The sequence below is a fragment of the Streptomyces canus genome (assembly GCF_030816965.1).
Taxonomy (GTDB): domain Bacteria; phylum Actinomycetota; class Actinomycetes; order Streptomycetales; family Streptomycetaceae; genus Streptomyces; species Streptomyces canus_E.
In genome coordinates, this window is the sequence record NZ_JAUSYQ010000002.1 from 6,606,734 (window position 1) to 6,628,097 (window position 21,364).

Genomic DNA, 21,364 nt, shown 5'->3' on the forward strand with positions numbered 1-21,364 from the left:
CGACAGGTAGGTATTCGCCTCATGAAGCCCATCAGCTCGCGCAGAGCGCGCGCCGTCGTCGTCGCCCTCGCGGCCGGTTCCCTGGCTCTCACGGCCTGCTCCAAGAACGAGGGCGGCAACTCCGGTACCGACTCGAAGAAGGACCAGAGCGAAGCGTCGGTCCAGTCGAAGGCGGTCACCTACGCCGACGCCGCGGGCTCGACGGGTCCGGCCGAGGAGGTCACCGGCGCCAAGCCCGGTGGCACGATCAACGTGTACCAGGAGGCGGGCCTCTCGCACCTGGACCCGGGCCAGATCTACGTCTCCGACGCCGGCCAGGTCGCCAACCTGCTGTTCCGTCGCCTGACCCAGTTCAAGGAGGACGGCAAGGGCGGCGTCTCGGTCGTGGGTGACCTCGCGACCGACTCGGGCAAGTCCTCGGACGGCGGCAAGACCTGGACCTTCACGCTGAAGGACGGCATCAAGGACCAGAACGGCAACGCCATCACGTCCGCCGACGTCCGCCACACCGTCGAGCGCCAGTACGCGAGCTTCATCTTCGACGGCCCGACCTACCTGCAGACCTGGCTGAGCGGCGCGGACTACCGCAAGGCGCTCCCGGACGGTGGCTTCGGCAAGAAGCACCTGCCTGCCTCGGTCCTGGACACCCCGGACGACAAGACGGTCGTCTTCCACTTCGACACCGCGCGTCCGGACCTGCCGCAGACCCTGGCCATGGCCGGCTACGCCATCGTCCCGGAGAAGACGGACACGAAGGCTGCGTACGACAAGGCTCCGGTCGCCACCGGCCCGTACAAGATCGTCTCGAACAAGGTCGGCAAGGAGCTCGTCCTCGAGAAGAACACCAACTGGGACCCGAAGACCGACTCCGTGCGCCACCAGTACGCGAACGGTTTCGACTTCCAGTTCGGCATCACCGAGTCGACCCAGACCAAGCGTCTGATCGCCGACCAGGGCGAGGACAAGAACGCCATCCAGCTCACCGGCGGCGTCGAGGCCACGCAGATCCAGGACGTCATCGGCAACGCGGCCGTCAGCAAGCGCACGGTCAAGGGCTACCAGCCCTACGTCATGCAGCTGACCTTCAACCTCGACCGCGTGAAGGACCTGAAGGTCCGCCAGGCGATCACCTACGCCGTCAACTCCAAGTCGCTCATCGCCGGTGAGGGCGGCGCCTACGGCGGCGACGTGGCCCCGAACTACTTCGCCCCGACCCTGCCGGGCTACGAGGCGAACTACGACCCGTACGGCCGTCTGAAGGCGCCGCAGGGCAACATCGCGAAGGCCAAGGAGATCCTCAAGGGCGTTCCGGCGGCCGAGAAGAAGGTCGTCTTCGCCTACTCCAACAGCGAGGCCGGTCAGAAGCGCAAGGTCGCCATCGAGGACGCCCTGAGCAAGGTCGGCTTCAACGTCGTGTCCAAGGAAGTCGACGCCGCGAGCTACTACGAGCAGATCGGCAAGCTCAAGAACCCGTACGACATCTACATCACCGGTTGGGGTCAGGACTGGCCGTCGCCGGGCACGGTGATCACGCCCATCTACGACGGCACCCAGGTCGCCGACGGTTCCTCGAACTACTCGCACGTCAAGGACCCGAAGGTCGACGCACTGATCAAGCAGGCCCTCTCCGAGGACCCGACCGCGGCCGCCAAGACGTGGAAGGAAGCCCAGCACTACCTGCTGGAGAAGATCGTCCCGGCTGCCCCGCTCTGGTACACCAAGCAGTTCCAGCTCTCCGGGTCGAACATCGGCGGCGCCCGCTACGGCTCGGTGTCCAGCCTCATCGACATCACCCGCCTGTACGTGAAGTCGTAACTCTCTACGGCTGATCGCGGGGGTGCGCACCAGGCGGAGCGCACCCCCGCACCTCCGTGAAACCTCCCACCGTCTCCGCAGAGAGCAGCCCTCCCGCCATGTTTCAGTTCATCATCCGGCGCACGGTCGGTGCCCTGGTCACCCTGTTCCTCATCGGCGCCGCCACGTTCTTCCTGTTCGTCGCCGCGCCCTCCGACTACGCCTCCCTGGCCTGTGGCAAGGACTGCTCGCCCGCGAGACTGGAGGACATCCGCCAGGCGCTCGGCCTCAACCTGCCGATCCACCAGCAGTTCTGGGACTTCATGTCCGGCATCGTGATGGGCCGTGACTATCCGACCGGGCATTGCAGCGCGCCCTGCCTGGGCCAGTCGTTCTACTCGGGCGACATGGTCTGGTCGACCATCATGGACCGCTTCCCGACGACCCTCACGCTCACCGCGGGCGGTGCGGTCGTCTTCGTCATCGTCGGTGTCGGCGCCGGCATGATCGCCGCCTACCGGCGCGGCACCCTGGTCGACAAGGTCGCCACCGGTGTGTCGATGGTGCTCAGTTCGTTCCAGATCTACGTGCTCGGACCGATCGTCCTGCTGATCTTCGTCTACAGCACCGGCTGGATGGACAACCCGCAGTACCACCCGATCACCCAGGACCCGTGGACCTGGTTCACCGGCATGCTGCTGCCCGTGCTGGTGATGGCCACCATCTTCACCGCGCAGTACACGCGTATGGCCCGCTCCTCGATGATCGAGCAGCTCGCGGAGGAGCACGTCCGCACAGCCCGCGCCAAGGGCATGTCGCAGAAGTACGTGTTCTTCCGCTATGCCTGGCGCGGTTCGATGATCCCGATCGTCACCGTCCTCGGCATCGACATCAGCGCGATGCTCGGCGGCGCCGTGGTCACCGAGCTGACCTTCTCGCTCCAGGGGATCGGCCGTCTCGCCGTGGACGGCGCGGTCCACAAGGACCTGCCGCTCACCATGGGCGTCATGCTGTTCGGTGCCTTCTTCATCCTGATCGTCAACATCCTCACCGACATCGCGTACGCCTACATCGACCCGCGCGTCCGGCTCTCCTAGGAAGAACGAACCACCGTGACCACACTGACCAAGACCGAGGACGCGCCGGCCCCGACCGGTCCGGAGAGCTTCCTCTCGGTGCGTGATCTGAAGGTGCAGTTCTCCACCGAGGACGGCATCGTCAAGGCGGTCGACGGCCTGTCCTTCGACGTCGAGCGCGGCAAGACCCTGGGCATCGTCGGTGAGTCCGGCTCCGGCAAGTCCGTCACCAACCTGACGATCCTGGGCCTGCACAACCCGCGTTCCAGCTCCGTCGACGGCGAGATCGTCCTCGACGGCAAGGAACTCGTCACCGCCACCGAGCGGGAGCTGGAGCAGCTCCGCGGCAACAAGATGGCGATGATCTTCCAGGACCCGCTGACCGCCCTGTCGCCGTTCTACACGGTGGGCCGGCAGCTGGCCGAGCCGTTCATGAAGCACCGGGGCGCCTCCAAGAAGGAGGCCAGGGACCGTGCCGTCCAGATGCTGGAGAAGGTCGGCATCCCGCAGCCCAAGCAGCGCTACGACGACTACCCGCACCAGTTCTCCGGCGGTATGCGCCAGCGCGCGATGATCGCCATGGCGCTGATGTGCGACCCCGACCTGCTGATCGCCGACGAGCCGACCACCGCGCTGGACGTCACCGTGCAGGCCCAGATCCTGGACCTGCTCAAGGACCTCCAGCAGGAGTTCGGCTCCGCGATCATCTTCATCACGCACGACCTCGGCGTCATCTCGAACATGGCCGACGACCTGCTGGTGATGTACGCGGGCCGGGCCGTGGAGCGCGGCTCCGTCCGGGAGGTCCTGGGCGCGCCCAAGCACCCCTACACCTGGGGCCTGCTGAGCTCGATGCCCCGCCTGGACGGCGACATCAACGAGGCGCTGGAGCCGATCCCCGGCTCGCCGCCCTCGCTGCTCAACCCGCCCTCCGGCTGCCCGTTCCACCCGCGGTGCGCCTTCAAGGACGAGGTGCCGGGCACCCTGTGCACCGACTCACGTCCGCCGCTGGGCGAGGGGCGCGCGTCCGCGTGCCACCTGACGGCCGAGCAGAAGCAGACCATTTTCATCGACAAGATCCAGCCCCGGCTGCGCTAGGGAGATCCGAGACATGAGCGACAACCTCACCCTCCCCGCCCAGCAGGGTTCCACCGGCACCTCGACCGAGGAACTCCTCAAGGTCGAGGGCCTGACCAAGCACTTCCCGATCTACGGCGGCTTCCCGATCAAACGCAAGGTCGGCGCCGTTCAGGCCGTCGACGGGGTCGACCTGACGGTCGGCGTCGGCGAGAGCGTCGGCCTGGTCGGCGAGTCCGGCTGCGGCAAGTCGACGACGGGCCGGCTGATCACGCGGCTCCTGGAGCCGACGGCCGGCAAGATCACGTACTCCGGTCAGGACATCACGCACGCCTCGCGCCGTCAGCTGGCGCCGGTGCGGTCCGAGATCCAGATGATCTTCCAGGACCCGTACTCCTCGCTGAACCCGCGGCAGACCGTCGGCTCGATCATCAAGTCGCCGATGGAGGTCAACGGGATCGAGCCGGAGGGCGGCCGGGAGACGCGGGTCCGGGAACTCCTGGAGCTGGTCGGCCTCAACCCCGAGCACTACAACCGCTTCCCGCACGAGTTCTCCGGTGGTCAGCGTCAGCGCATCGGCGTGGCCCGCGCGCTGGCCCTCCAGCCCAAGCTGATCGTGGCGGACGAGCCGGTCTCCGCGCTGGACGTGTCGATCCAGGCGCAGGTCGTCAACCTGCTCAAGAAGGTCCAGGACGAGCTGGGCATCGCCTTCCTGTTCATCGCCCACGACCTGGCCGTCGTACGGCACTTCTCGCAGCGCGTCGCGGTCATGTACCTCGGCAAGATCGTCGAGGTCGGCGACCGCGAGTCGATCTACAACCGCCCCCGGCACCCGTACACGCACGCCCTGCTCTCCGCGGTGCCGGAGGTCGACATCGACGGCACGGGTGCGAGCCGCGAGCGGATCCGCCTGTCCGGCGACGTCCCCTCGCCGATCCTGCCGCCGTCCGGCTGCCGCTTCCGCACCCGGTGCTGGAAGGCGCAGGACAAGTGCGCCACGGACGAGCCTCCGCTGGTCCAGATCTCCGGCAACCTGGCCGGCCACCTCACGGCCTGTCACTTCCCGGAGGACCCGACCACGGCCCGTGACGAGGACGTGATCATGGACCCGGCGCTGAAGGCGCTGGAGGACGTGACGGACTCGGCGGAGCCGTCCGCGACCGACGAGGCGCCGGCCAAGGACTGACGCGCCCTGCACAACCCCCGGCCGGGGGCGGAGGCGGCGCGCCTCCGCCCCCGGCCGCCGTTTCCCTCCTGGCTTGCCGACAGGCCGAGCCGATGCCGGTGAAGGTGACCGGGCGGAGGGGATTCCACTGGGCCTGTCAGCGCCTCGAGCAGCCGGCGGCGGGGCCTGTCGGTACCGTGGCGTGGCGGCCCCCTGTCCTACGGGCAGCTGAGTCTGGCGACGCCTGGACCTGGTGGCGGCCTGACATGGCGACCCCTGACTCACCGATACCTTGGCCTGGCGGCCGCTGGCTCACCGGCACCGTGGCCTGGCGGCCCCGGATCTACGGGCGGCTTGGCCTACGAGGACCGTGGCTCGGCGTCACCTGGCCCGCTGTGCCCCGGCCCTGTGGCGTCCCGGCCTGTGGGCCCCTGACTGACCGGCACCGTGGCCTGGCGGCCTCCCGCCCCGTCGGCAGCGTGGTCCGCGGGCGCCGCGGCTCGGCGTCACCTGGCCCGCCGACGCCCGATCCCTTGCCCTCCGACCCATTCCCCTCCGTCCCCGCCCCGTCGGCAGCGTGGTCTGTCGGCACTGTGGCTCGGCGGCCCCTTGTGCGCCAGTGCCCCCACCGTTCCTGTGGACTGAGCGGGAGTGAGCCCGTTCAGCCGCGCGCCCCGAACGGTCTTGGGCGAGCTGGTCCCCGGCGTACTCGACCCCGGGGCGGCGACACGCATCCTGTGCGCGGTCCGGGCCCGGGAGGCCCCCGCGGCCGGAGGCCGCTGTTGGACGCCGCCCTGTGCGACCTGTCAGGTCGGTACGGCCAGAGGCGACGGGGAGGCCCTGAACCATCCTCTGGTGGAGCAGGGGCCCCGCACTCCCCCAAAGGGGGTGCCCCCAGACGCCGTACCCGGTGTCCCAGGCCGCATGACCACGCTGGCCCAAACAGCCCAGGGCGCCGCAAGCCCGTAAGCGGACGATCACACGATCGAGCTCATGCGGCCTTGCACGCACTCCCTGGTGGAGCAGCACCAACCCCTTGACCCGCCGGCACCCCGACCCACCGGAACCTTGGCCTGGTGCCCATGACGTCCCGGCCCCCTGAGTTGTCGGCACCCACCCCCAAAGGCCTACCCAGGCGTGCGGAAAGTCCCTCTCGGTTCGATATTGGCCGGTAACGGATCAGTCTTGAGGAGGCACTCCATGCGTGGAGCCACGCACGCCAAATGGGCCGCATGCGCGGCGGCGGTAGCCCTCGCGGCGGCGGCCTGCGGTGGGGACAGCAGCAGCGACAGCGGCGGCAGCAGTGACGGCGGCGCGGTGCTGAGCTCCTCCTGGGGCGACCCGCAGAACCCGTTGGAGCCGGCTAACACCAACGAGGTGCAGGGCGGCAAGGTCCACGACATGATCTTCCGGAGCCTGAAGAAGTACAACCCGGAAACCGGCAAGGCCGAGGACATGCTCGTCCAGAAGATCGACACGAGCGACTCGCAGAACTTCACGATCACGGTCAAGGACGGCTGGACCTTCAGCAACGGCGAGAAGGTCACCGCCAAGTCGTTCGTGGACGCCTGGAACTACGGGGCCTCCCTCAAGAACAACCAGAAGAACGCCTACTTCTTCGGCTACATCGACGGTTACGACAAGACGCACCCGGAGGACGGCAGCAAGCAGAGCGCCGACACCCTCTCCGGACTGAAGGTCACCGGCGAGCGGACCTTCACCGTCAAGCTCAACCAGAAGTTCTCGACCTTCCCCGACACCCTCGGCTACCCCGCGTACGCCCCGCTCCCGCAGGCGTTCTTCACCGACCACGCGGCCTGGCTGCAGAAGCCCGTCGGGAACGGGCCGTACACCATCGACTCGTACACCAAGGGCTCACAGATGGCCCTGAAGAAGTGGGACGGCTACCCAGGCCCGGACAAGGCTCAGAACGGCGGAGTCACGCTCAAGGTCTACACCGACAACAACACCGCCTACACCGACCTCCTGGCCGGCAACCTCGACCTGGTGGACGACGTCCCGGCCGCCCAGCTCAAGAACGTCAAGAACGACCTCGGCGGCCGCTACATCAACACCCCGGCCGGCATCATCCAGACCCTCGCCTTCCCGTACTACGACAAGAGGTGGAACACGGCCGGGACGGAGAAGGTCCGCACCGGCCTCTCCCGGGCGATCGACCGCGACCAGATCACCGAGACGATCTTCCAGAAGACCCGCACCCCCGCCACCGACTGGACCTCCCCGGTTCTCGGCAAGGAGGGCGGCTTCCAGGACGGACTGTGCGGAGACGCCTGCGACTACGACCCCGACGCCGCCAAGAAGCTCATCCAGGACGGCGGCGGACTCCCCGGCGGTCAGATCAAGATCACGTACAACGCGGACACCGGCTCCCACAAGCAGTGGGTCGACGCCGTCTGCAACTCCATCAACAACGCGCTCGACAACGACAAGGCCTGCGTCGGCAACCCCGTCGGCACCTTCGCCGACTTCCGCAGCCAGATCACCGCGAAGAAGATGAGCGGCCCCTTCCGGGCGGGCTGGCAGATGGACTACCCGCTCATCCAGAACTTCCTCCAGCCGCTCTACTACACCAACGCCTCCTCCAACGACGGCAAGTGGTCCAACAAGGACTTCGACAAGCTCGTCAACGAGGCCAACGCCGAGACCGACACCACCAAGGCGGTGGAGAAGTTCCAGGAGGCCGAGAAGGTCGTACGGGACAACATGGCCGCCATCCCGCTCTGGTACCAGAACGGCAGCGCCGGCTACTCGGAGCGGCTCTCGAACGTGAAGCTCAACCCGTTCAGCGTCCCCGTCTACAACGAGATCAAGGTCGGCTGACCCCGCCATGGGACGGTACGTCGTCCGGCGCCTGCTCCAGATGATCCCGGTGTTCATCGGGTCGACCCTGCTGATCTTCCTCATGGTGAACGTGATGGGCGACCCCATCGCCGGCCTGTGCGGCGACAAGCAGTGCGACGCGGCGACGGCCGCCCAGCTCAAGAAGGAGTTCGGCCTCGACAAGCCGGTCTGGCAGCAGTACCTGACCTACATGGGGAACGTCTTCACCGGCGACTTCGGCACCGCGTTCAACGGCCAGAAGGTCACCGAGCTGATGGCGACGGCGTTCCCCGTGACCATCCGGCTGACGATCGTCGCGATCCTCATCGAGATCGTCATCGGCATCACCCTGGGCGTGATCACCGGGCTCAAGCGCGGCCGGCCCGTCGACACCTCGGTCCTCCTCCTCACCCTCGTCGTGATCTCCATCCCCACCTTCGTCACCGGTCTGCTGCTCCAGCTCCTCCTCGGCGTCGAGTGGGGCTGGATCAAACCCTCGGTGTCCACGGACGCCACCTTCGGCGAGCTGCTCGTGCCGGGCCTGGTCCTCGCGTCCGTGTCACTGGCGTACGTGACCCGGCTGACCCGCACGTCGATCGCGGAGAACCGGCGCTCGGACTACGTCCGTACGGCGGTGGCCAAGGGGCTGCCGAGACAGCGAGTCATCGTGAGGCATCTGCTCCGCAACTCGCTCATCCCCGTGGTCACTTTCATCGGCACCGACATCGGCGCCCTGATGGGCGGTGCGATCGTCACCGAGCGCATCTTCAACATCCACGGCGTCGGCTACCAGCTCTATCAGGGCATCCTGCGCCAGAACACCCAGACCGTGGTCGGCTTCGTCACCGTCCTCGTCCTGGTCTTCCTGGTCGCCAACCTGCTCGTCGACCTCCTGTACGCCGTCCTCGACCCCAGGATCCGCTATGCCTGAATCCCAGGAACCAGAGGGCGCGATCGCCGGAACCGGAGCGGGCGGTGCGATGGATCTCGCGGTGAGTGAGGCGACCACCCTGGAGAAGGGCCCCGACGACACGGGCCCTCAGGACAGACCCCGCTCCCTGTGGTCCGACGCCTGGCGCGACCTGCGCCGCAACCCCGTCTTCATCATCTCCGCCCTGGTGATCCTCTTCCTGGTCGTCATCTCCCTGTGGCCCTCGCTGATCACCTCGGGCAACCCCCTCAAGTGCGACCTCTCCAAGGCCCAGGAGGGCTCCCAGCCGGGCCACCCCTTCGGCTACGACGGCCAGGGCTGCGACGTCTACACGCGCACGGTGTACGGCGCCCGTACGTCGGTGACCGTGGGCGTCTGCGCCACGCTGGGCGTCGCGATCCTCGGGTCGGTCCTCGGCGGCCTCGCCGGGTTCTTCGGAGGCTTCTCGGACTCGATCCTGTCCCGCACCACCGACATCTTCTTCGCGATCCCGGTGGTCCTCGGCGGCCTGGTGCTCCTGTCGGTCGTCACGAGCAGCACGGTGTGGCCCGTCATCGGGTTCATGGTGCTGCTGGGCTGGCCGCAGATCTCCCGCATCGCGCGCGGCTCGGTCATCACCGCCAGACAGAACGACTACGTACAGGCGGCCAGGGCTCTCGGCGCCTCCAACTCCCGCCTGCTGCTGCGCCACATCGCCCCGAACGCGGTCGCCCCGGTGATCGTGGTCGCGACCATCGCGCTCGGCACCTACATCGCCCTGGAGGCGACCCTGTCGTACCTCGGCGTGGGCCTCAAACCCCCCACGGTCAGCTGGGGCATCGACATCTCCGCGGCCTCCGCCTACATCCGCAACGCCCCCCACATGCTCCTCTGGCCGGCCGGAGCCCTCGCGGTCACGGTCCTCGCCTTCATCATGCTCGGCGACGCGGTCCGCGACGCCCTCGACCCGAAGCTGAGGTGAGCGGACGTGGTGCTGAGCGCGCGTGAGAGCAACGGCAGTACGGCGCGGCGGACCCCGCATTCCTTCCGCCCGCACCCTGTCGTCCTGCCCGGTGGCGCCGCACCCGGCGCGCCCCCCGGAGCCCAGGCGAGTGGCAGCGGCCCCCTGCGACCGCACCGCGCGGGAAGACCGGTACCCGGTCGGTCGCGGTGCTTCTGTCGCGCTGCTTCGGTCGCGGGGCGGGGCGGTGCGGCCGCCGGAGGACGTCGTCGTCCACCGTGCCACGCCCCTTCCGCCCCCGTCATTTCCTGCGCGGCGCCACCGCGACGCCCCGATCCGAAGCCGAGGTGAGTCGCCGTGCTGCTCGAAGTGCGTGACCTGCATGTGGAGTTCAGGACCAGGGACGGGGTCGCCAAGGCGGTCAACGGGGTCGACTACGGGGTGGACGAGGGCGAGACCCTCGCCGTGCTCGGGGAGTCGGGGTCCGGGAAGTCGGTGACCGCACAGGCGATCATGGGGATCCTCGACGTTCCTCCGGGGAAGATCACCGGCGGCGAGATCGTCTTCCAGGGGCAGGATCTGCTGAAGCTGAAGGAGGACGAGCGGCGCAACGTCCGTGGTGCCCGGATGGCGATGATCTTCCAGGACGCGCTGTCGTCGCTGAATCCCGTACTGAGCGTGGGAGACCAGCTCGGCGAGATGTTCGTCGTGCACCGCGGGATGTCGAAGAAGGACGCTCGGGCCAGGGCCGTCGAGCTGATGGACCGGGTGCGCATCCCGGCCGCCAAGGAGCGTGTGAGGGACTATCCGCACCAGTTCTCCGGCGGCATGCGCCAGCGCATCATGATCGCGATGGCGCTCGCCCTGGAACCCGCGCTGATCATCGCCGACGAACCGACGACCGCCCTCGACGTCACCGTCCAGGCCCAGGTGATGGACCTGCTCGCCGAGCTCCAGCGCGAGTACAACATGGGGCTCATCCTCATCACCCACGACCTCGGTGTCGTCGCGGACGTGGCCGACCGGATCGCCGTCATGTACGCGGGGCGGATCGTCGAGCAGGCCCCCGTCCACGACATCTACAAGGCGCCCGCCCACCCCTACACACGTGGACTCCTCGACTCCATCCCCCGGCTCGATCAGAAGGGGCAGGAGCTGTACGCCATCAAGGGATTGCCGCCCAACCTGATGCACATCCCGCCGGGTTGCGCGTTCAACCCCCGGTGCCCGATGGCCAGGGACGTCTGCCGCACGGACGTACCGCCTCTGTACGACGTGGACGACAGGCGGACGAGTGCCTGTCACTTCTGGACGGAGTGCCTCAATGGTTGAGCCGATCCTGGAAGTGGGTGGACTGGTCAAGCACTATCCCTTGACGCGGGGCATTCTGTTCAAGAAACACATCGGTGCCGTCAAGGCCGTCGACGGAGTGGACTTCGCCCTCGCCAAGGGAGAGACCCTCGGCATCGTCGGGGAGTCCGGCTGCGGCAAGTCGACCGTTGCGAAGATGCTCGTCCATCTCGAGCGGCCGACCGCAGGGGCGATCAAGTACAAGGGCGAGGACATCACCAAGCTCTCCGGCAAGGCGCTCAGGACGGTCCGCCGCAACATCCAGATGGTCTTCCAGGACCCGTACACCTCGCTCAACCCCCGGATGACGGTCGGCGACATCATCGGGGAGCCGTACGACATCCACCCCGAGGTGGCGCCCAAGGGAGACCGGCGCAGGAAGGTCCAGGACCTGCTGGACGTCGTGGGCCTCAACCCCGAGTACATCAACCGCTATCCGCACCAGTTCTCCGGCGGTCAGCGCCAGCGCATCGGCATCGCGCGCGGACTGGCCCTGCGCCCGGAGATCATCGTCGCCGACGAACCGGTCTCCGCCCTCGACGTCTCCGTCCAGGCCCAGGTGATCAACCTCCTCGACCGGCTCCAGAGCGAGTTCGAGCTGTCGTACCTCTTCATCGCGCACGACCTGTCCATCGTCCGGCACATCTCGGACCGGGTCGGGGTGATGTACCTCGGGCGGATCGTCGAGATCGGCCGGGACGCCGAGATCTACGACCATCCGACGCACCCCTACACCCAGGCGCTGCTGTCCGCCGTGCCGGTGCCCGACCCGGAGGCCCGCGAGCACCGGGAGCGGATCATCCTCACAGGTGACGTCCCGTCCCCGACGAACATCCCGTCCGGGTGCCGCTTCCGCACCCGTTGCTGGAAGGCCCAGGAGCGCTGCGCGCTGGAGGTCCCGGCGCTGGCGGTGCCCGCGGAGTTCCGGTTCGCGGGCGGGCCCGCCGCACACGACTCGGCGTGCCACTTCGCGGAGGAGAAGCAGGTCGTACCGACCGAGGAGCCGGAGTAACACGGAGGCAACTTGGCTGACCCGGTTCCGATATACGGACGCGTCAGTCTCTACGACGTACGGCCGTGCGGGTGCCGTAAGCGGGCCGGGACGCGCCATGTCGTCCCGGCCCGCTGCTGTTACTGCGCCATCCCCAACGACCGCTTCAGGAAGTCCAGCTGAAGCCGCAGCAGGTTCTCCGCGACCGTCTCCTGCGGGGTCATGTGGGTCACACCGGACAGCGGCAGCACCTCGTGCGGGCGGCCGGCGGCCAGCAGGGCCGAGGACAGGCGCAGGGAGTGGGCGACCACCACGTTGTCGTCCGCGAGGCCGTGGATGATCATCATCGGGCGGTGCGGCTCGGCCGCGTCGACCAGGCCCTCGTCGTGGACCAGCGAGTTGCGGCGGTACACCGCCGGCTGCTCGTCCGGGTGGCCGAGGTAGCGCTCCTGGTAGTGGGTGTCGTACAGGCGCAGATCGCTGACCGGGGCGCCGACCACCGCCGCGTGGAAGACGTCGGGCCGGCGCAGCACCGCGAGGGCTGCCAGATAGCCGCCGAAGGACCAGCCGCGGATCCCGACCCGGGAGAGATCGAGAGGGAAGTCCTCGGCCAGCGACTGGAGCGCGTCCACCTGGTCCTGGAGGACGACCGCCGCGAGGTCGTCCCGGACCGCCTTCTCCCAGGCGGGGGAGCGGCCCGGGGTGCCCCGGCCGTCGGCCACGACCACCGCGAAGCCCTGGTCGGCGAACCACTGCGAGGTCAGGTGCGGATTGTGCGCGGCGACCACCCGCTGTCCGTGCGGACCCCCGTACGGGTCCAGCAAAACCGGAAGAGGGCTGTCACCGGCGTAGTCCTGCGGCATAAGCACGGCGCACGGGATCTTTCGTGCGCCCCCCTCGATGAGGGTCACGCGCGGGGTCAAACCGGGATCTTCTGCGTACGACGTGACAGTCGCCGTCTCCTTGCCGTCGCGCAGTACCCGCACGCGGGCGCCCGGCCGGTCGAGGGCCGCCGACACCAGCACGGTCACGCCCCCGGCGCGCACCGCCGAGTGCACGCCGGGCTCCTGCGAGACGCGCTCCACCCCGAGCTCGTTCACCCGGTAGACGTGCACCTCGCCGGTCTCCGGTGACTCAGCCTCCGCACCGGCCGACGCCGAGACCAGCACGTCATCCTCGGTCACGTCCAGCACCGCGCGGACGTGCAACTGCGGTCCGGTCAGCGGGCGTTCTCCTACCGCCAGTACCCGCGCGCCACCCTCGTCGGCGATCCGCACGAGCTGTCCCGAAGGGCTCCAGCAGGGCACCCCAGGGAAAAGATCCAGCCAAATTGGATCTTCGTCCGCGTGCACCATCCGGGTCGCTCCGGACTCCGGATCCACCGCGAGATACAGCTGACTGCGCTGGTCGCGCGCCTGTACGAGCAGCAGCGGGGCACCCGCCGCTGACCAGTGCACATGGGCCAGATACGGATAGCGGGCCCGGTCCCAGGAGACCTCCGTGCGGGCCCCGTCCAGGGCCACCACGAACAGCCGTACATCCGCGTTGGAGGTGCCCGCGGCCGGGTACGGGACGTGGTGTGGCTCACGCTCCGGGTGGGCCGGGTCGGAGATCCACCAGCGCCGCACCGGCGTGTCGTCCACGCGCGCGACCAGCAGCCGGTCCGACTGCGGCGACCACCAGAAACCCCGTGACCGGCCCATCTCCTCGGCCGCGATGAACTCCGCGAGACCGTAGGTGACGTGATCCGACTCCGGGACGGCCAGCGCCCGGTCTCCCTCGCCCTCGGCGCCCACGACCCTCAGGGCGCCCTGGGCGACGTACGCGATGTGCCGTCCGTCGGGGGCCGGGCGCGGGTCGATCACCGGTCCGGGCACGGGCAGTTCACGTGCTGTGCCGACTCGCAGCTCCGCCGTGAAAAGCCGCCCTGACAAGGCGAAAGAGGCCAACTCGACGGCTGCGTCGGTGGCGTGGCCGACGATACCGGCACCGCCCTCGCGGCTGCGTTCGCGGCGCGCCCGCTCCTGGGGCGACAGTCGCTCCTCGGCGCCGCCCAGGAGGGCGCGCGGGTCGGCCGCCACGCGCTCCCCGCCGTCCGCCGTGTCGAGCACCCACAGTGAATTGGCCCGGTCCGTGCCGGAGTTCGAGCGCAGGAACACGACACGCGATCCGTCGGGCGCCACGGTGAACGCGCGCGGCGCGCCGAGCGTGAAGCGCTGGGTACGGGCGTGCCGGCGGGGAAAGGAGTCAGGCTCGGTCGTCATGCCCCGACCATATTGGCCATGCGCCCCCTTGTGCGGCCGTGCGCCGACGGATGCGCAGGCCCGGATAGTTATGATCACTACCGCATAGTGGGTATGAATCCGCTGGCTGCTGTATGGATTTATCTGCCCCCATAGTTCCGTTCCCGTCCGACCCCCCACGTCCCTGGGTTCTTTGGAGGTGAGCCGCCGTGGCACTCTCGATTTCGGCGGTGGTGCTGCTGGCGATCATCGTCTTCCTGCTGATCAAGAAGTCGGGCCTGAAGGGCGGACACGCGATCGTGTGCATCCTGCTCGGCTTCTATCTCGCCGCTTCCTCGGTCGCCCCGACGATCAGTGAGCTGACGACGAACATCGCGGGCATGATCGGCAGTATCAAGTTCTGAGACCGGCTGAGCGGGACCGCCGGTGGCTCCTCGTAGGGTGGGGCCATGACGGAACAGCCCGCTCGGCGTCTTCTCCTGGTGCACGCGCACCCGGACGACGAGTCGATCAACAACGGCGCGACCATGGCCAGGTACGCGGCCGAGGGTGCTCGGGTGACCCTGGTCACCTGCACCCTCGGCGAGCGTGGCGAGGTCATCCCGCCGGAGCTGCGGCATCTGACCGGCGCCGGCCTCGCTCAGGAGCGTGAGCGCGAGCTGGCCGCGGCCATGGAGCGACTGGGCGTCGAGGACTTCGGGTTCCTCGGCGGCCGCGGCCGGTACCAGGACTCCGGGATGATGGGCACCGCCGACAACGACAACCCGCACTGCTTCTGGCGGGCCGACGTCGACGAGGCGGCCCGCCAGCTCGTCGAGGTGATCCTGGAGGTGCGCCCCCAGGTCCTCGTCACCTACGACGACCACGGCGGATACGGCCACCCCGACCACATCCAGGCCCACCGGGTCGCCATGCGCGCGGTGGAGCTCGCCGCCGGGACGGGCTGGACGATCGGGAAGGTCTACTGGAACCGCGTACCGCGCACGGTCGGCGAGCAGGCGTTCGCCCGGCTCCACGACGACCTGCCCGACCTCCCCTTCACCAAGGCCGCCGTCCTCGACGACGTACCGGGTGTGGTGGACGACGAGCGCATCACCACGGAGATCGACGGCACGGCGTACGCCGCCGCCAAGAGCGCCGCGATGGCCGCGCACGCCACCCAGATCGACGTCTGCGGGGCGTACTTCGCGCTCTCGAACGAACTCGCGCAACCTCTCTTCACCACCGAGTACTACCAATTGGTGAGGGGGGAACACGGGGAGACGAAGGAGACCGACCTGTTCTCCGGGATAGAGGGCGCGTCATGAGCGACCGTACGTCGATGCTGGCCCAGCCCCTGCAGCGCCCCTCCGCCGGACGGGCCGCCGCCTATCTCGGCCTTTTCGCGCTCGGCGCGGTCGTGGGGCTCGCCGGAGCGCTGGTGCAGGGCGGCTGGTTCCCGGGCGGACTGCTGCTCGCGCTGCTCGGCGAGGCCGGACTGCTGCTCGGCGGAGCGCGCGCCGCCGACAGCCGCGCCGGAGCCGTCGCGCCCGCGGGCGGCTGGATGATCGCTGTCATCTTTCTCACCGCCAGCCGTCCGGAAGGCGACTTCGTCTTCGCCGCAGGAAGCGGCTCCTATCTCTTCCTGCTCGGCGGCATGGCTGTGGCTGTGATCTGCGCCACCCTTGGGTCAGGGCGGCAACCGGGCGGCGATCCCGTCCGACTTGGCAAGTGACGTACCACTTCTTCGCATCGCGCGCGTGCGAGTCCCGTGTGGGTTTCCTCAGCGGTCGTGGGATACAGGCCAGAAGTGGCCAGTATGGTGGTGCGCGCCGCCGAGCCGCCCGAAGCACTGAGGTCGAAACGGGCGGTGGAGCCAACCAGGAGAACCTGCCTTGAGTCGTGAAACTGACAGTCCGTCCTCCGGGCCCAACGGGCGCGGCGGAGCCGCCTACCCCTCGGGCACGCCGCCGTACGGGACGCCCCAGGTGTCCGACGGCGGTCCGGACGCGGGCCGTTCGGCCGCGCAGCCGGAGGAACGCAAGACCGAGACCACGCTGACGACCCGGATCCGGATCAACATCCCCGGATCGCGGCCCATTCCGCCGGTCGTCGTGCGTCAGCCCGTCGGTGAGACGGAGAACTCCGGCGACAGAGGCCAGGACACCCAGGCGTCGGCGCCGAGTCCCTCCTCGACCACGGGCACCGTCGAACTGCCCGCCGACCCGGCGCCGCCCGCCGCCGAGGAGAAGGCGAGCGACTGGTTCGCGCCCCGCAAGTCCGGCCCCGCCAAGGGCGGTCCGGACGAGGGTGCCACCAACGGGGCGGGTCTGCCGGACGGTTCGGGTGCGGGTGTGCCTGGTGCCGGTGCGCCGGGTGGCGCGGGCCCGGGTGCCGGTGCGTCCGGCCCCCGTCACGGTGGCCCGGGCGCGGCAGGGTCCGGCGGTGCGCGTCACGGGGCCGGTCGGCCCGGTGGTGTGGTCGGTTCCATGAGCGTGCCCGGCGGTTCCCGCTCCGGCGGGACGAACGGCGCCGGGCTCACGGGCGCCACCGGCGGTCCGGTGGCCCCCGGCCACGGCGGCGGCACAGGCTCCTTCGACGTCACCGAGGCCCTGAACGCAGGCCCGCGCGGCACCGAACCCCGCCGCGACGACCTCCCGTACTTCGCGGAGAACGGCAACGGCTCCGGCGGCCCGAACGGGGAGAGCGGCCAGGGCGGGTACGGCGGCCAGGGCGGCCGTGACGACCTGAACGGCCCGGCTGGGTTCGGCGGTCAGAACGGCCGGAGCGGCCAGGACGCCCTGAGCGGCCCCGGCGGTCACGACGGCCCGAACGGTCAGGGCGGGTACGGCGGCCAGAACGGCCAGGACGCTCCGAGCGACCATGGCGGATTCGGTGGCCCCGGCGATCACGACGGCCCGAACGGGCAGAGCGGCTTCGGTCCTCGGGGTGGCCCCGGCGGCGGCCCCGGCGGGCAGAACGGCCAGATCGACTACGGCGGCCAGGGCGGCCAGATCGACTACGGCGGCGGCTTCGGCGGGCCGAAGCGTCCCGGCGGCCCGGGCGGACCCCAGGGCCCCGCGGGCCCGACCGGCGGCCCGGTCACCGGCGACGGCCCGGTCGTGCCGCCCGCAGGACCGGACCCCTTCGCCGGGGCCGAGCCCTTCGGCGGCGAGTCCTTCAACGGTTCCGACGGCTTCGGCGGCCAGGGCGGACCCGGCGGCCAGCGCGGACCCGGCGGCCAGGGCGCTCCCGGTGGCCCGGGCGGTCCGGGTGGCGCGCGCGGTCCCGGCGGCCCTGGCGCTTCCCGCGGTCCGGGCGGCACACGCGGTCCCGGTGCCCCAGGCGCTCCCGGCGGCCCGGGAATCCCCGGCGGGCTCGCCGGCCCCGGTGCCCCAGGCATCTCCGGCGGCCAGGCCGGCCAGGGCGCCCCAGGCACCCTCGGTCGCCCGGGCGGCCCTGGTGCCCCTGCTCCCGGTGGTGTCCCCGGCGCGGGCCTCGGCCCCGGTGGCGGTCTGAGCGACGACACCGCGATCCTCACCCCGCAGAAGCCGGCCCCCGGACCGGGCGCGCCCGGCTTCGGCAACCCCGACAACGTCTCCGGGCACACCGTCACCAGCGGCATCCCGGTCGTGCCGCCCGGCGCCCAGAACGCCCCCTTCGGACCGGGCGCCGACGGCCGTACGCCCCCGAAGCGGCCCGACACCGCGTCGCAGGAAGCTCCGGCCGCCGCGCCGAAGAAGAAGAAAAAGAAGGGCCGTAGCAAGGTGGCGCTGCTCGGCGGCACCGTGGTCCTCCTCGGCGTCGGTGCCTACGGCGCCGGCCTCCTGATGAACCGCTCCGACGTGCCCAAGGGCACCACCGTGCTCGGTGTGGACATCGGCGGCGGCACCCGCGACGATGCCGTCAAGAAGCTCGACGACGCCCTCGGCGACCGGGTGAACAAGGCCCTGAAGCTGTCGGTCGGCGGCGACACCGTCTCACTCAAGCCGGACCAGGCGGGGCTCCAGCTCGACGATCAGGCCACGGTCGCCGCGGCCGCGAAGAGCGACTACAACCCGGTGTCCGTCATCGGCTCCCTCTTCGGCAAGCACCGGGTCGTCGACCCGGTCATGCCGGTCGACGAGGAGAAGCTCCAGGCCGCCCTGGAGGACGCCTCGGGCGGCGCAGGCTCGGCGACCGACGGCACGATCAAGTTCCAGAACGGCAAGGCCGTCGCCGTCTACGGCAAGGTTGGCAAGGGCATCGACGTGGCCAGGTCGACCACCGCGGTCGAGGACGCGTACCGCACCCAGGTGGAGACCGGCACGGCTCCCGCGGTGTCGCTCCCGACGACCACCAAGCAGCCGACGATCTCGAACGCCGAGGTCGACCGGGTGATGAAGGAGTTCGCCGAGCCGGCGATGTCCGAGAACGTCATCGTGGAGACCGACGCGGTGCACAGCATCCCCTTCGGCGCCCTGTCCCTGCCGAAGATCCTCGGCTTCAAGGCCGTCGACGGCAAGCTCGTGGAGACGTACAACCTCGAGGCGCTCAAGGCGGCGTACGGCAACACCTTCGACGGCGTGCAGATCAATGGCGCGAGCGGGAAGCGTGACGTCTTGCCGCAGGACGTGGCCTCCGCGCTGGGCAAGGCCCTGCGCGGCAAGACGACGGCGGAGCGCACCGCGGTCATCGACACCAACCCGAGCTGACAACGCGTGAAGGCCCGTCCCGGAGGACGGGCCTTCACGGGCTCACGCGGTCACGGACGCGTGATGCAGTACAGGGCCACGTAGCCCTTGATGCCCTGGTAGTTGATCGCGATCCAGAAGAATCCGTCGGTGTAGCCGCAGGCGGTGAAGGTTCCGCCCTCCGAGGCTCCGCCGCACTCCGCTCCCGCACCCTTGGGGAAGAGCCCGAGGGCGGTCGAGCCGGTCGACTTCGACTGCCGGATCCGTACGCTCTCCTTCGCATGGCAGTTGATCGCCTGGACCGATTCGGCGTCCGAGGATGCCGCCTGCGCCGGGGCGGCGAAGGCGAGGCCGGCGACGGCGACGATGGTCGTGGCGGCGCCGGCAAGGAATTTGCGCATCACAGTTCCCCCTGTGGTGGTGGTACCCGGCGGGTCGGACCGAGCGGCGATCAACGTAACCACTTTGGCGCGCTCATGCCACCATTTTTCTCCGGACCACCATGCTGACCCGCGCGGAGTGGTGCCGCCCGACATGACATCTGTCATGCGGCACTCCGGACGGCCGACACTGCCCGCGGCCGCACCCGCGAAGCCACCATGGCCGTATGACAACGACAGCCCCGGTGGTCGCCTTCGACCAGGTGAGCAAGGCGTACGGCGAGGTACGCGCCGTGGACGGACTGACCCTGACCCTGCGGCCGGGGGAGACCGTGGCGCTGCTCGGCCCCAACGGCGCCGGCAAGTCGACCTCCCTCGACCTGCTGCTCGGCCTCAAGCAGCCCGACAGCGGCAGCGTCCGGCTCTTCGGCACCACCCCGCGTGAGGCGATCGTCGCCGGACGCGTGGGCGCGATGCTGCAGAGCGGCGGGCTGATGGACGAGGTCACGGTCGCCGAGCTGGTACGGCTCGCCTGCGACCTGCATCCCAAGCCGTACCAGGCGAACGACGTCCTCGCCCGCGCCGGCATCGCCCGGATCGCCGACCGCAAGGTCAACAAGCTCTCCGGCGGCCAGGCCCAGCGCGTCCGCTTCGCCCTCGCGACCGCGGGCGACAGCGACCTGATCGTCCTCGACGAACCCACGACCGGCATGGACGTCACCACCCGCCAGGCCTTCTGGGCCACCATGCGCGAACAGGCCGACCAGGGCCGTACGGTCCTCTTCGCCACCCACTACCTCGAAGAGGCCGACGCCATCGCCGACCGCGTTCTCGTCCTGCACCGCGGCCGGCTCCTCGCCGACGGCACGGCCGCCGAGATAAAGGCGAAGGCGGGCGCCCGCAGGATCGCCTTCGACCTGGAGGGCAGGATCGACGAGGCGCCCCTGCGCGGTCTGCCGTTCCTCACCTCCGTCACTGTGTCGAAAAGCGGCTCCGCCGCGGGCAGCGGCCAGACGATCCGCATCCAGTCCACCGACGCCGACGCGACCGTCCACGCCCTCTACGGCCTCGGCGTCTACCCCCGCAATCTCGAAGTCGCCGGGCTCGGCCTGGAGCAGGCCTTCGTCGCGATCACCGCCGCCGAGGAGGCGAAGTCGAAGTGAACAGCCTCATCAAGCTGGAACTCACCCGCGCCCTGCGCAACCGCAAGTTCCTGTTCTTCTCGGTGATGTACCCGTCGTTGCTGTTCCTGATCATCGCGGGCAACGCCGACAGCACGTCGAAGGTCGACGGCACGGGCCTGACCCTGCCGACCTACATGATGGTCTCGATGGCCTCCTTCGGTGCCCTGACCGCCGTCCTGATGGGCAACAGCGAGCGCATCGCCAAGGAGCGCGAGGGCGGCTGGGTACGGCAGTTGAGGCTGACCCCGCTGCCGGGACGCGGCTACGTGTTCGCGAAGACGGCGAGTGCGGCCGTGGTGAGCCTGCCCTCGATCGTGGTCGTGTTCGTCGTCGCCGCGACCGTGAAGGACGTACGCCTGGACGCCTGGCAGTGGCTCGCACTCACCGGTGCGATCTGGGCCGGAAGCCTCGTCTTCGCCGCGCTCGGCGTGGCCATCGGATACCTCGCCACCGGCGACGCGGTCCGCCCGATCACGATGATCACCTACTTCGGGCTGTCGATGCTGGGCGGTCTGTGGATGCCGACGACGACCTTCCCGCAGTGGCTCCAGGACATCGCCGAGTGGCTGCCCACCCACGCGTACGCTGCCCTCGGGCAGGCCATCGAACAGAGCCGCGCCCCGCACGTACAGGACATCGCCGTCCTCGCCGTGTCCTTCGCCCTGTTCGCGGGCGGCGCGGCCTGGCTGTACCGGAAGGACACCCTGAAGGCGTGAGCGCCATGAAGGAAGGCCGCGCGA

General features: G+C 69.6%; 17 protein-coding genes. 15 read left to right on the forward strand and 2 right to left on the reverse strand.

Features of this window, described 5'->3' with window-relative positions:
• Positions 1-21: 21 nt before the first annotated feature.
• The 9 genes from QF027_RS31490 (at position 22) to QF027_RS31530 (ending at position 12,186) form a co-directional block, all read left to right on the forward strand.
• Complete coding sequence (locus QF027_RS31490) at positions 22-1,815, forward strand: ABC transporter substrate-binding protein (protein ID WP_307078497.1); 1,794 nt, start codon at positions 22-24, stop codon at positions 1,813-1,815.
• Between the two features lie 98 nt (positions 1,816-1,913).
• Positions 1,914-2,891, forward strand: coding sequence for an ABC transporter permease (locus QF027_RS31495; protein WP_307078499.1), 978 nt, complete (start codon positions 1,914-1,916; stop codon positions 2,889-2,891).
• A gap of 15 nt (positions 2,892-2,906) precedes the next feature.
• Positions 2,907-3,968 carry an ABC transporter ATP-binding protein gene (locus QF027_RS31500; RefSeq protein ID WP_280862735.1) on the forward strand — a complete coding sequence of 354 codons (1,062 nt, stop codon included), beginning with the start codon at positions 2,907-2,909 and terminating at the stop codon, positions 3,966-3,968.
• 13 nt (positions 3,969-3,981) lie between these two features.
• Entirely contained in the window at positions 3,982-5,133 is a 1,152-nt protein-coding gene (locus tag QF027_RS31505) for an ABC transporter ATP-binding protein (protein WP_307078502.1), read from the forward strand.
• A 1,179-nt stretch (positions 5,134-6,312) separates the two neighbouring features.
• Positions 6,313-7,953, forward strand: a complete 1,641-nt coding sequence (locus QF027_RS31510; protein WP_307078505.1) for a peptide ABC transporter substrate-binding protein — start codon at positions 6,313-6,315, stop codon at positions 7,951-7,953.
• Between the two features lie 7 nt (positions 7,954-7,960).
• Complete coding sequence (locus tag QF027_RS31515; protein ID WP_280862732.1) at positions 7,961-8,884, forward strand: ABC transporter permease; 924 nt, start codon at positions 7,961-7,963, stop codon at positions 8,882-8,884.
• Positions 8,877-9,845 carry an ABC transporter permease gene (locus QF027_RS31520; RefSeq protein WP_307078507.1) on the forward strand — a complete coding sequence of 323 codons (969 nt, stop codon included), beginning with the start codon at positions 8,877-8,879 and terminating at the stop codon, positions 9,843-9,845. The genes QF027_RS31515 and QF027_RS31520 overlap by 8 nt, the downstream gene beginning before the upstream one ends.
• A 336-nt stretch (positions 9,846-10,181) precedes the next feature.
• Positions 10,182-11,156 carry an ABC transporter ATP-binding protein gene (locus QF027_RS31525; RefSeq protein ID WP_307078509.1) on the forward strand — a complete coding sequence of 325 codons (975 nt, stop codon included), beginning with the start codon at positions 10,182-10,184 and terminating at the stop codon, positions 11,154-11,156.
• Positions 11,149-12,186, forward strand: coding sequence for an ABC transporter ATP-binding protein (locus QF027_RS31530; RefSeq protein WP_306976770.1), 1,038 nt, complete (start codon positions 11,149-11,151; stop codon positions 12,184-12,186). Before QF027_RS31525 ends, QF027_RS31530 begins: the two co-directional genes overlap by 8 nt.
• Before the next feature lie 119 nt (positions 12,187-12,305).
• Here the strand turns inward: QF027_RS31530 and QF027_RS31535 are convergent, their stop codons facing one another.
• Positions 12,306-14,429 (reverse strand): S9 family peptidase, encoded by a 2,124-nt coding sequence (locus tag QF027_RS31535; protein ID WP_307078511.1) that lies wholly within the window; start codon positions 14,427-14,429, stop codon positions 12,306-12,308.
• Between the two features lie 188 nt (positions 14,430-14,617).
• On the opposite strand from QF027_RS31535, the gene QF027_RS31540 reads away from it, so the two are divergent.
• The 4 genes from QF027_RS31540 to QF027_RS31555 all read left to right on the forward strand — a co-directional run bounded on the left by QF027_RS31540 (position 14,618) and on the right by QF027_RS31555 (position 19,081).
• Positions 14,618-14,812: a hypothetical protein gene (locus tag QF027_RS31540; protein ID WP_306976766.1), complete on the forward strand. Its 195-nt coding sequence runs from the start codon at positions 14,618-14,620 to the stop codon at positions 14,810-14,812.
• 45 nt (positions 14,813-14,857) lie between these two features.
• Positions 14,858-15,715, forward strand: a complete 858-nt coding sequence (mshB, locus tag QF027_RS31545; RefSeq protein ID WP_307078513.1) for an N-acetyl-1-D-myo-inositol-2-amino-2-deoxy-alpha-D-glucopyranoside deacetylase — start codon at positions 14,858-14,860, stop codon at positions 15,713-15,715.
• The gene (locus QF027_RS31550; protein ID WP_306976762.1) at positions 15,712-16,122 is read left to right on the forward strand and encodes a DUF6113 family protein; all 411 of its coding nucleotides are present in this window, start codon (positions 15,712-15,714) and stop codon (positions 16,120-16,122) included. Before mshB ends, QF027_RS31550 begins: the two co-directional genes overlap by 4 nt.
• 160 nt (positions 16,123-16,282) lie before the next feature.
• The gene (locus QF027_RS31555) at positions 16,283-19,081 is read left to right on the forward strand and encodes a hypothetical protein (RefSeq protein WP_373432441.1); all 2,799 of its coding nucleotides are present in this window, start codon (positions 16,283-16,285) and stop codon (positions 19,079-19,081) included.
• Positions 19,082-19,131: 50 nt separating this feature from the next.
• Here QF027_RS31555 and QF027_RS31560 read toward each other — a convergent pair whose 3' ends face one another.
• Entirely contained in the window at positions 19,132-19,461 is a 330-nt protein-coding gene (locus QF027_RS31560) for a hypothetical protein (RefSeq protein ID WP_306976760.1), read from the reverse strand.
• Between the two features lie 206 nt (positions 19,462-19,667).
• On the opposite strand from QF027_RS31560, the gene QF027_RS31565 reads away from it, so the two are divergent.
• Together QF027_RS31565 and QF027_RS31570 are read left to right on the forward strand one after the other, a co-directional pair.
• On the forward strand, positions 19,668-20,603 hold the full coding sequence (locus tag QF027_RS31565) for an ABC transporter ATP-binding protein (RefSeq protein ID WP_307078515.1): 936 nt from the start codon (positions 19,668-19,670) through the stop codon (positions 20,601-20,603).
• Positions 20,600-21,340 carry an ABC transporter permease gene (locus tag QF027_RS31570; RefSeq protein ID WP_307078517.1) on the forward strand — a complete coding sequence of 247 codons (741 nt, stop codon included), beginning with the start codon at positions 20,600-20,602 and terminating at the stop codon, positions 21,338-21,340. Before QF027_RS31565 ends, QF027_RS31570 begins: the two co-directional genes overlap by 4 nt.
• Positions 21,341-21,364: the final 24 nt, after the last annotated feature.

Bases quoted from the DNA above. Each gene is read 5' to 3' on its own strand.
- QF027_RS31535 (WP_307078511.1), bottom strand. From the start codon at position 14,429: ATGACGACCGAGCCTGACTCCTTTCCCCGCCGGCACGCCCGTACCCAG.
- QF027_RS31565 (WP_307078515.1), top strand. From the start codon at position 19,668: ATGACAACGACAGCCCCGGTGGTCGCCTTCGACCAGGTGAGCAAGGCG.
- QF027_RS31530 (WP_306976770.1), top strand. From the start codon at position 11,149: ATGGTTGAGCCGATCCTGGAAGTGGGTGGACTGGTCAAGCACTATCCC.
- QF027_RS31560 (WP_306976760.1), bottom strand. From the start codon at position 19,461: ATGCGCAAATTCCTTGCCGGCGCCGCCACGACCATCGTCGCCGTCGCC.
- QF027_RS31505 (WP_307078502.1), top strand. From the start codon at position 3,982: ATGAGCGACAACCTCACCCTCCCCGCCCAGCAGGGTTCCACCGGCACC.
- mshB (WP_307078513.1), top strand. From the start codon at position 14,858: ATGACGGAACAGCCCGCTCGGCGTCTTCTCCTGGTGCACGCGCACCCG.
- QF027_RS31550 (WP_306976762.1), top strand. From the start codon at position 15,712: ATGAGCGACCGTACGTCGATGCTGGCCCAGCCCCTGCAGCGCCCCTCC.
- QF027_RS31520 (WP_307078507.1), top strand. From the start codon at position 8,877: ATGCCTGAATCCCAGGAACCAGAGGGCGCGATCGCCGGAACCGGAGCG.
- QF027_RS31495 (WP_307078499.1), top strand. From the start codon at position 1,914: ATGTTTCAGTTCATCATCCGGCGCACGGTCGGTGCCCTGGTCACCCTG.
- QF027_RS31515 (WP_280862732.1), top strand. From the start codon at position 7,961: ATGGGACGGTACGTCGTCCGGCGCCTGCTCCAGATGATCCCGGTGTTC.
- QF027_RS31510 (WP_307078505.1), top strand. From the start codon at position 6,313: ATGCGTGGAGCCACGCACGCCAAATGGGCCGCATGCGCGGCGGCGGTA.
- QF027_RS31490 (WP_307078497.1), top strand. From the start codon at position 22: ATGAAGCCCATCAGCTCGCGCAGAGCGCGCGCCGTCGTCGTCGCCCTC.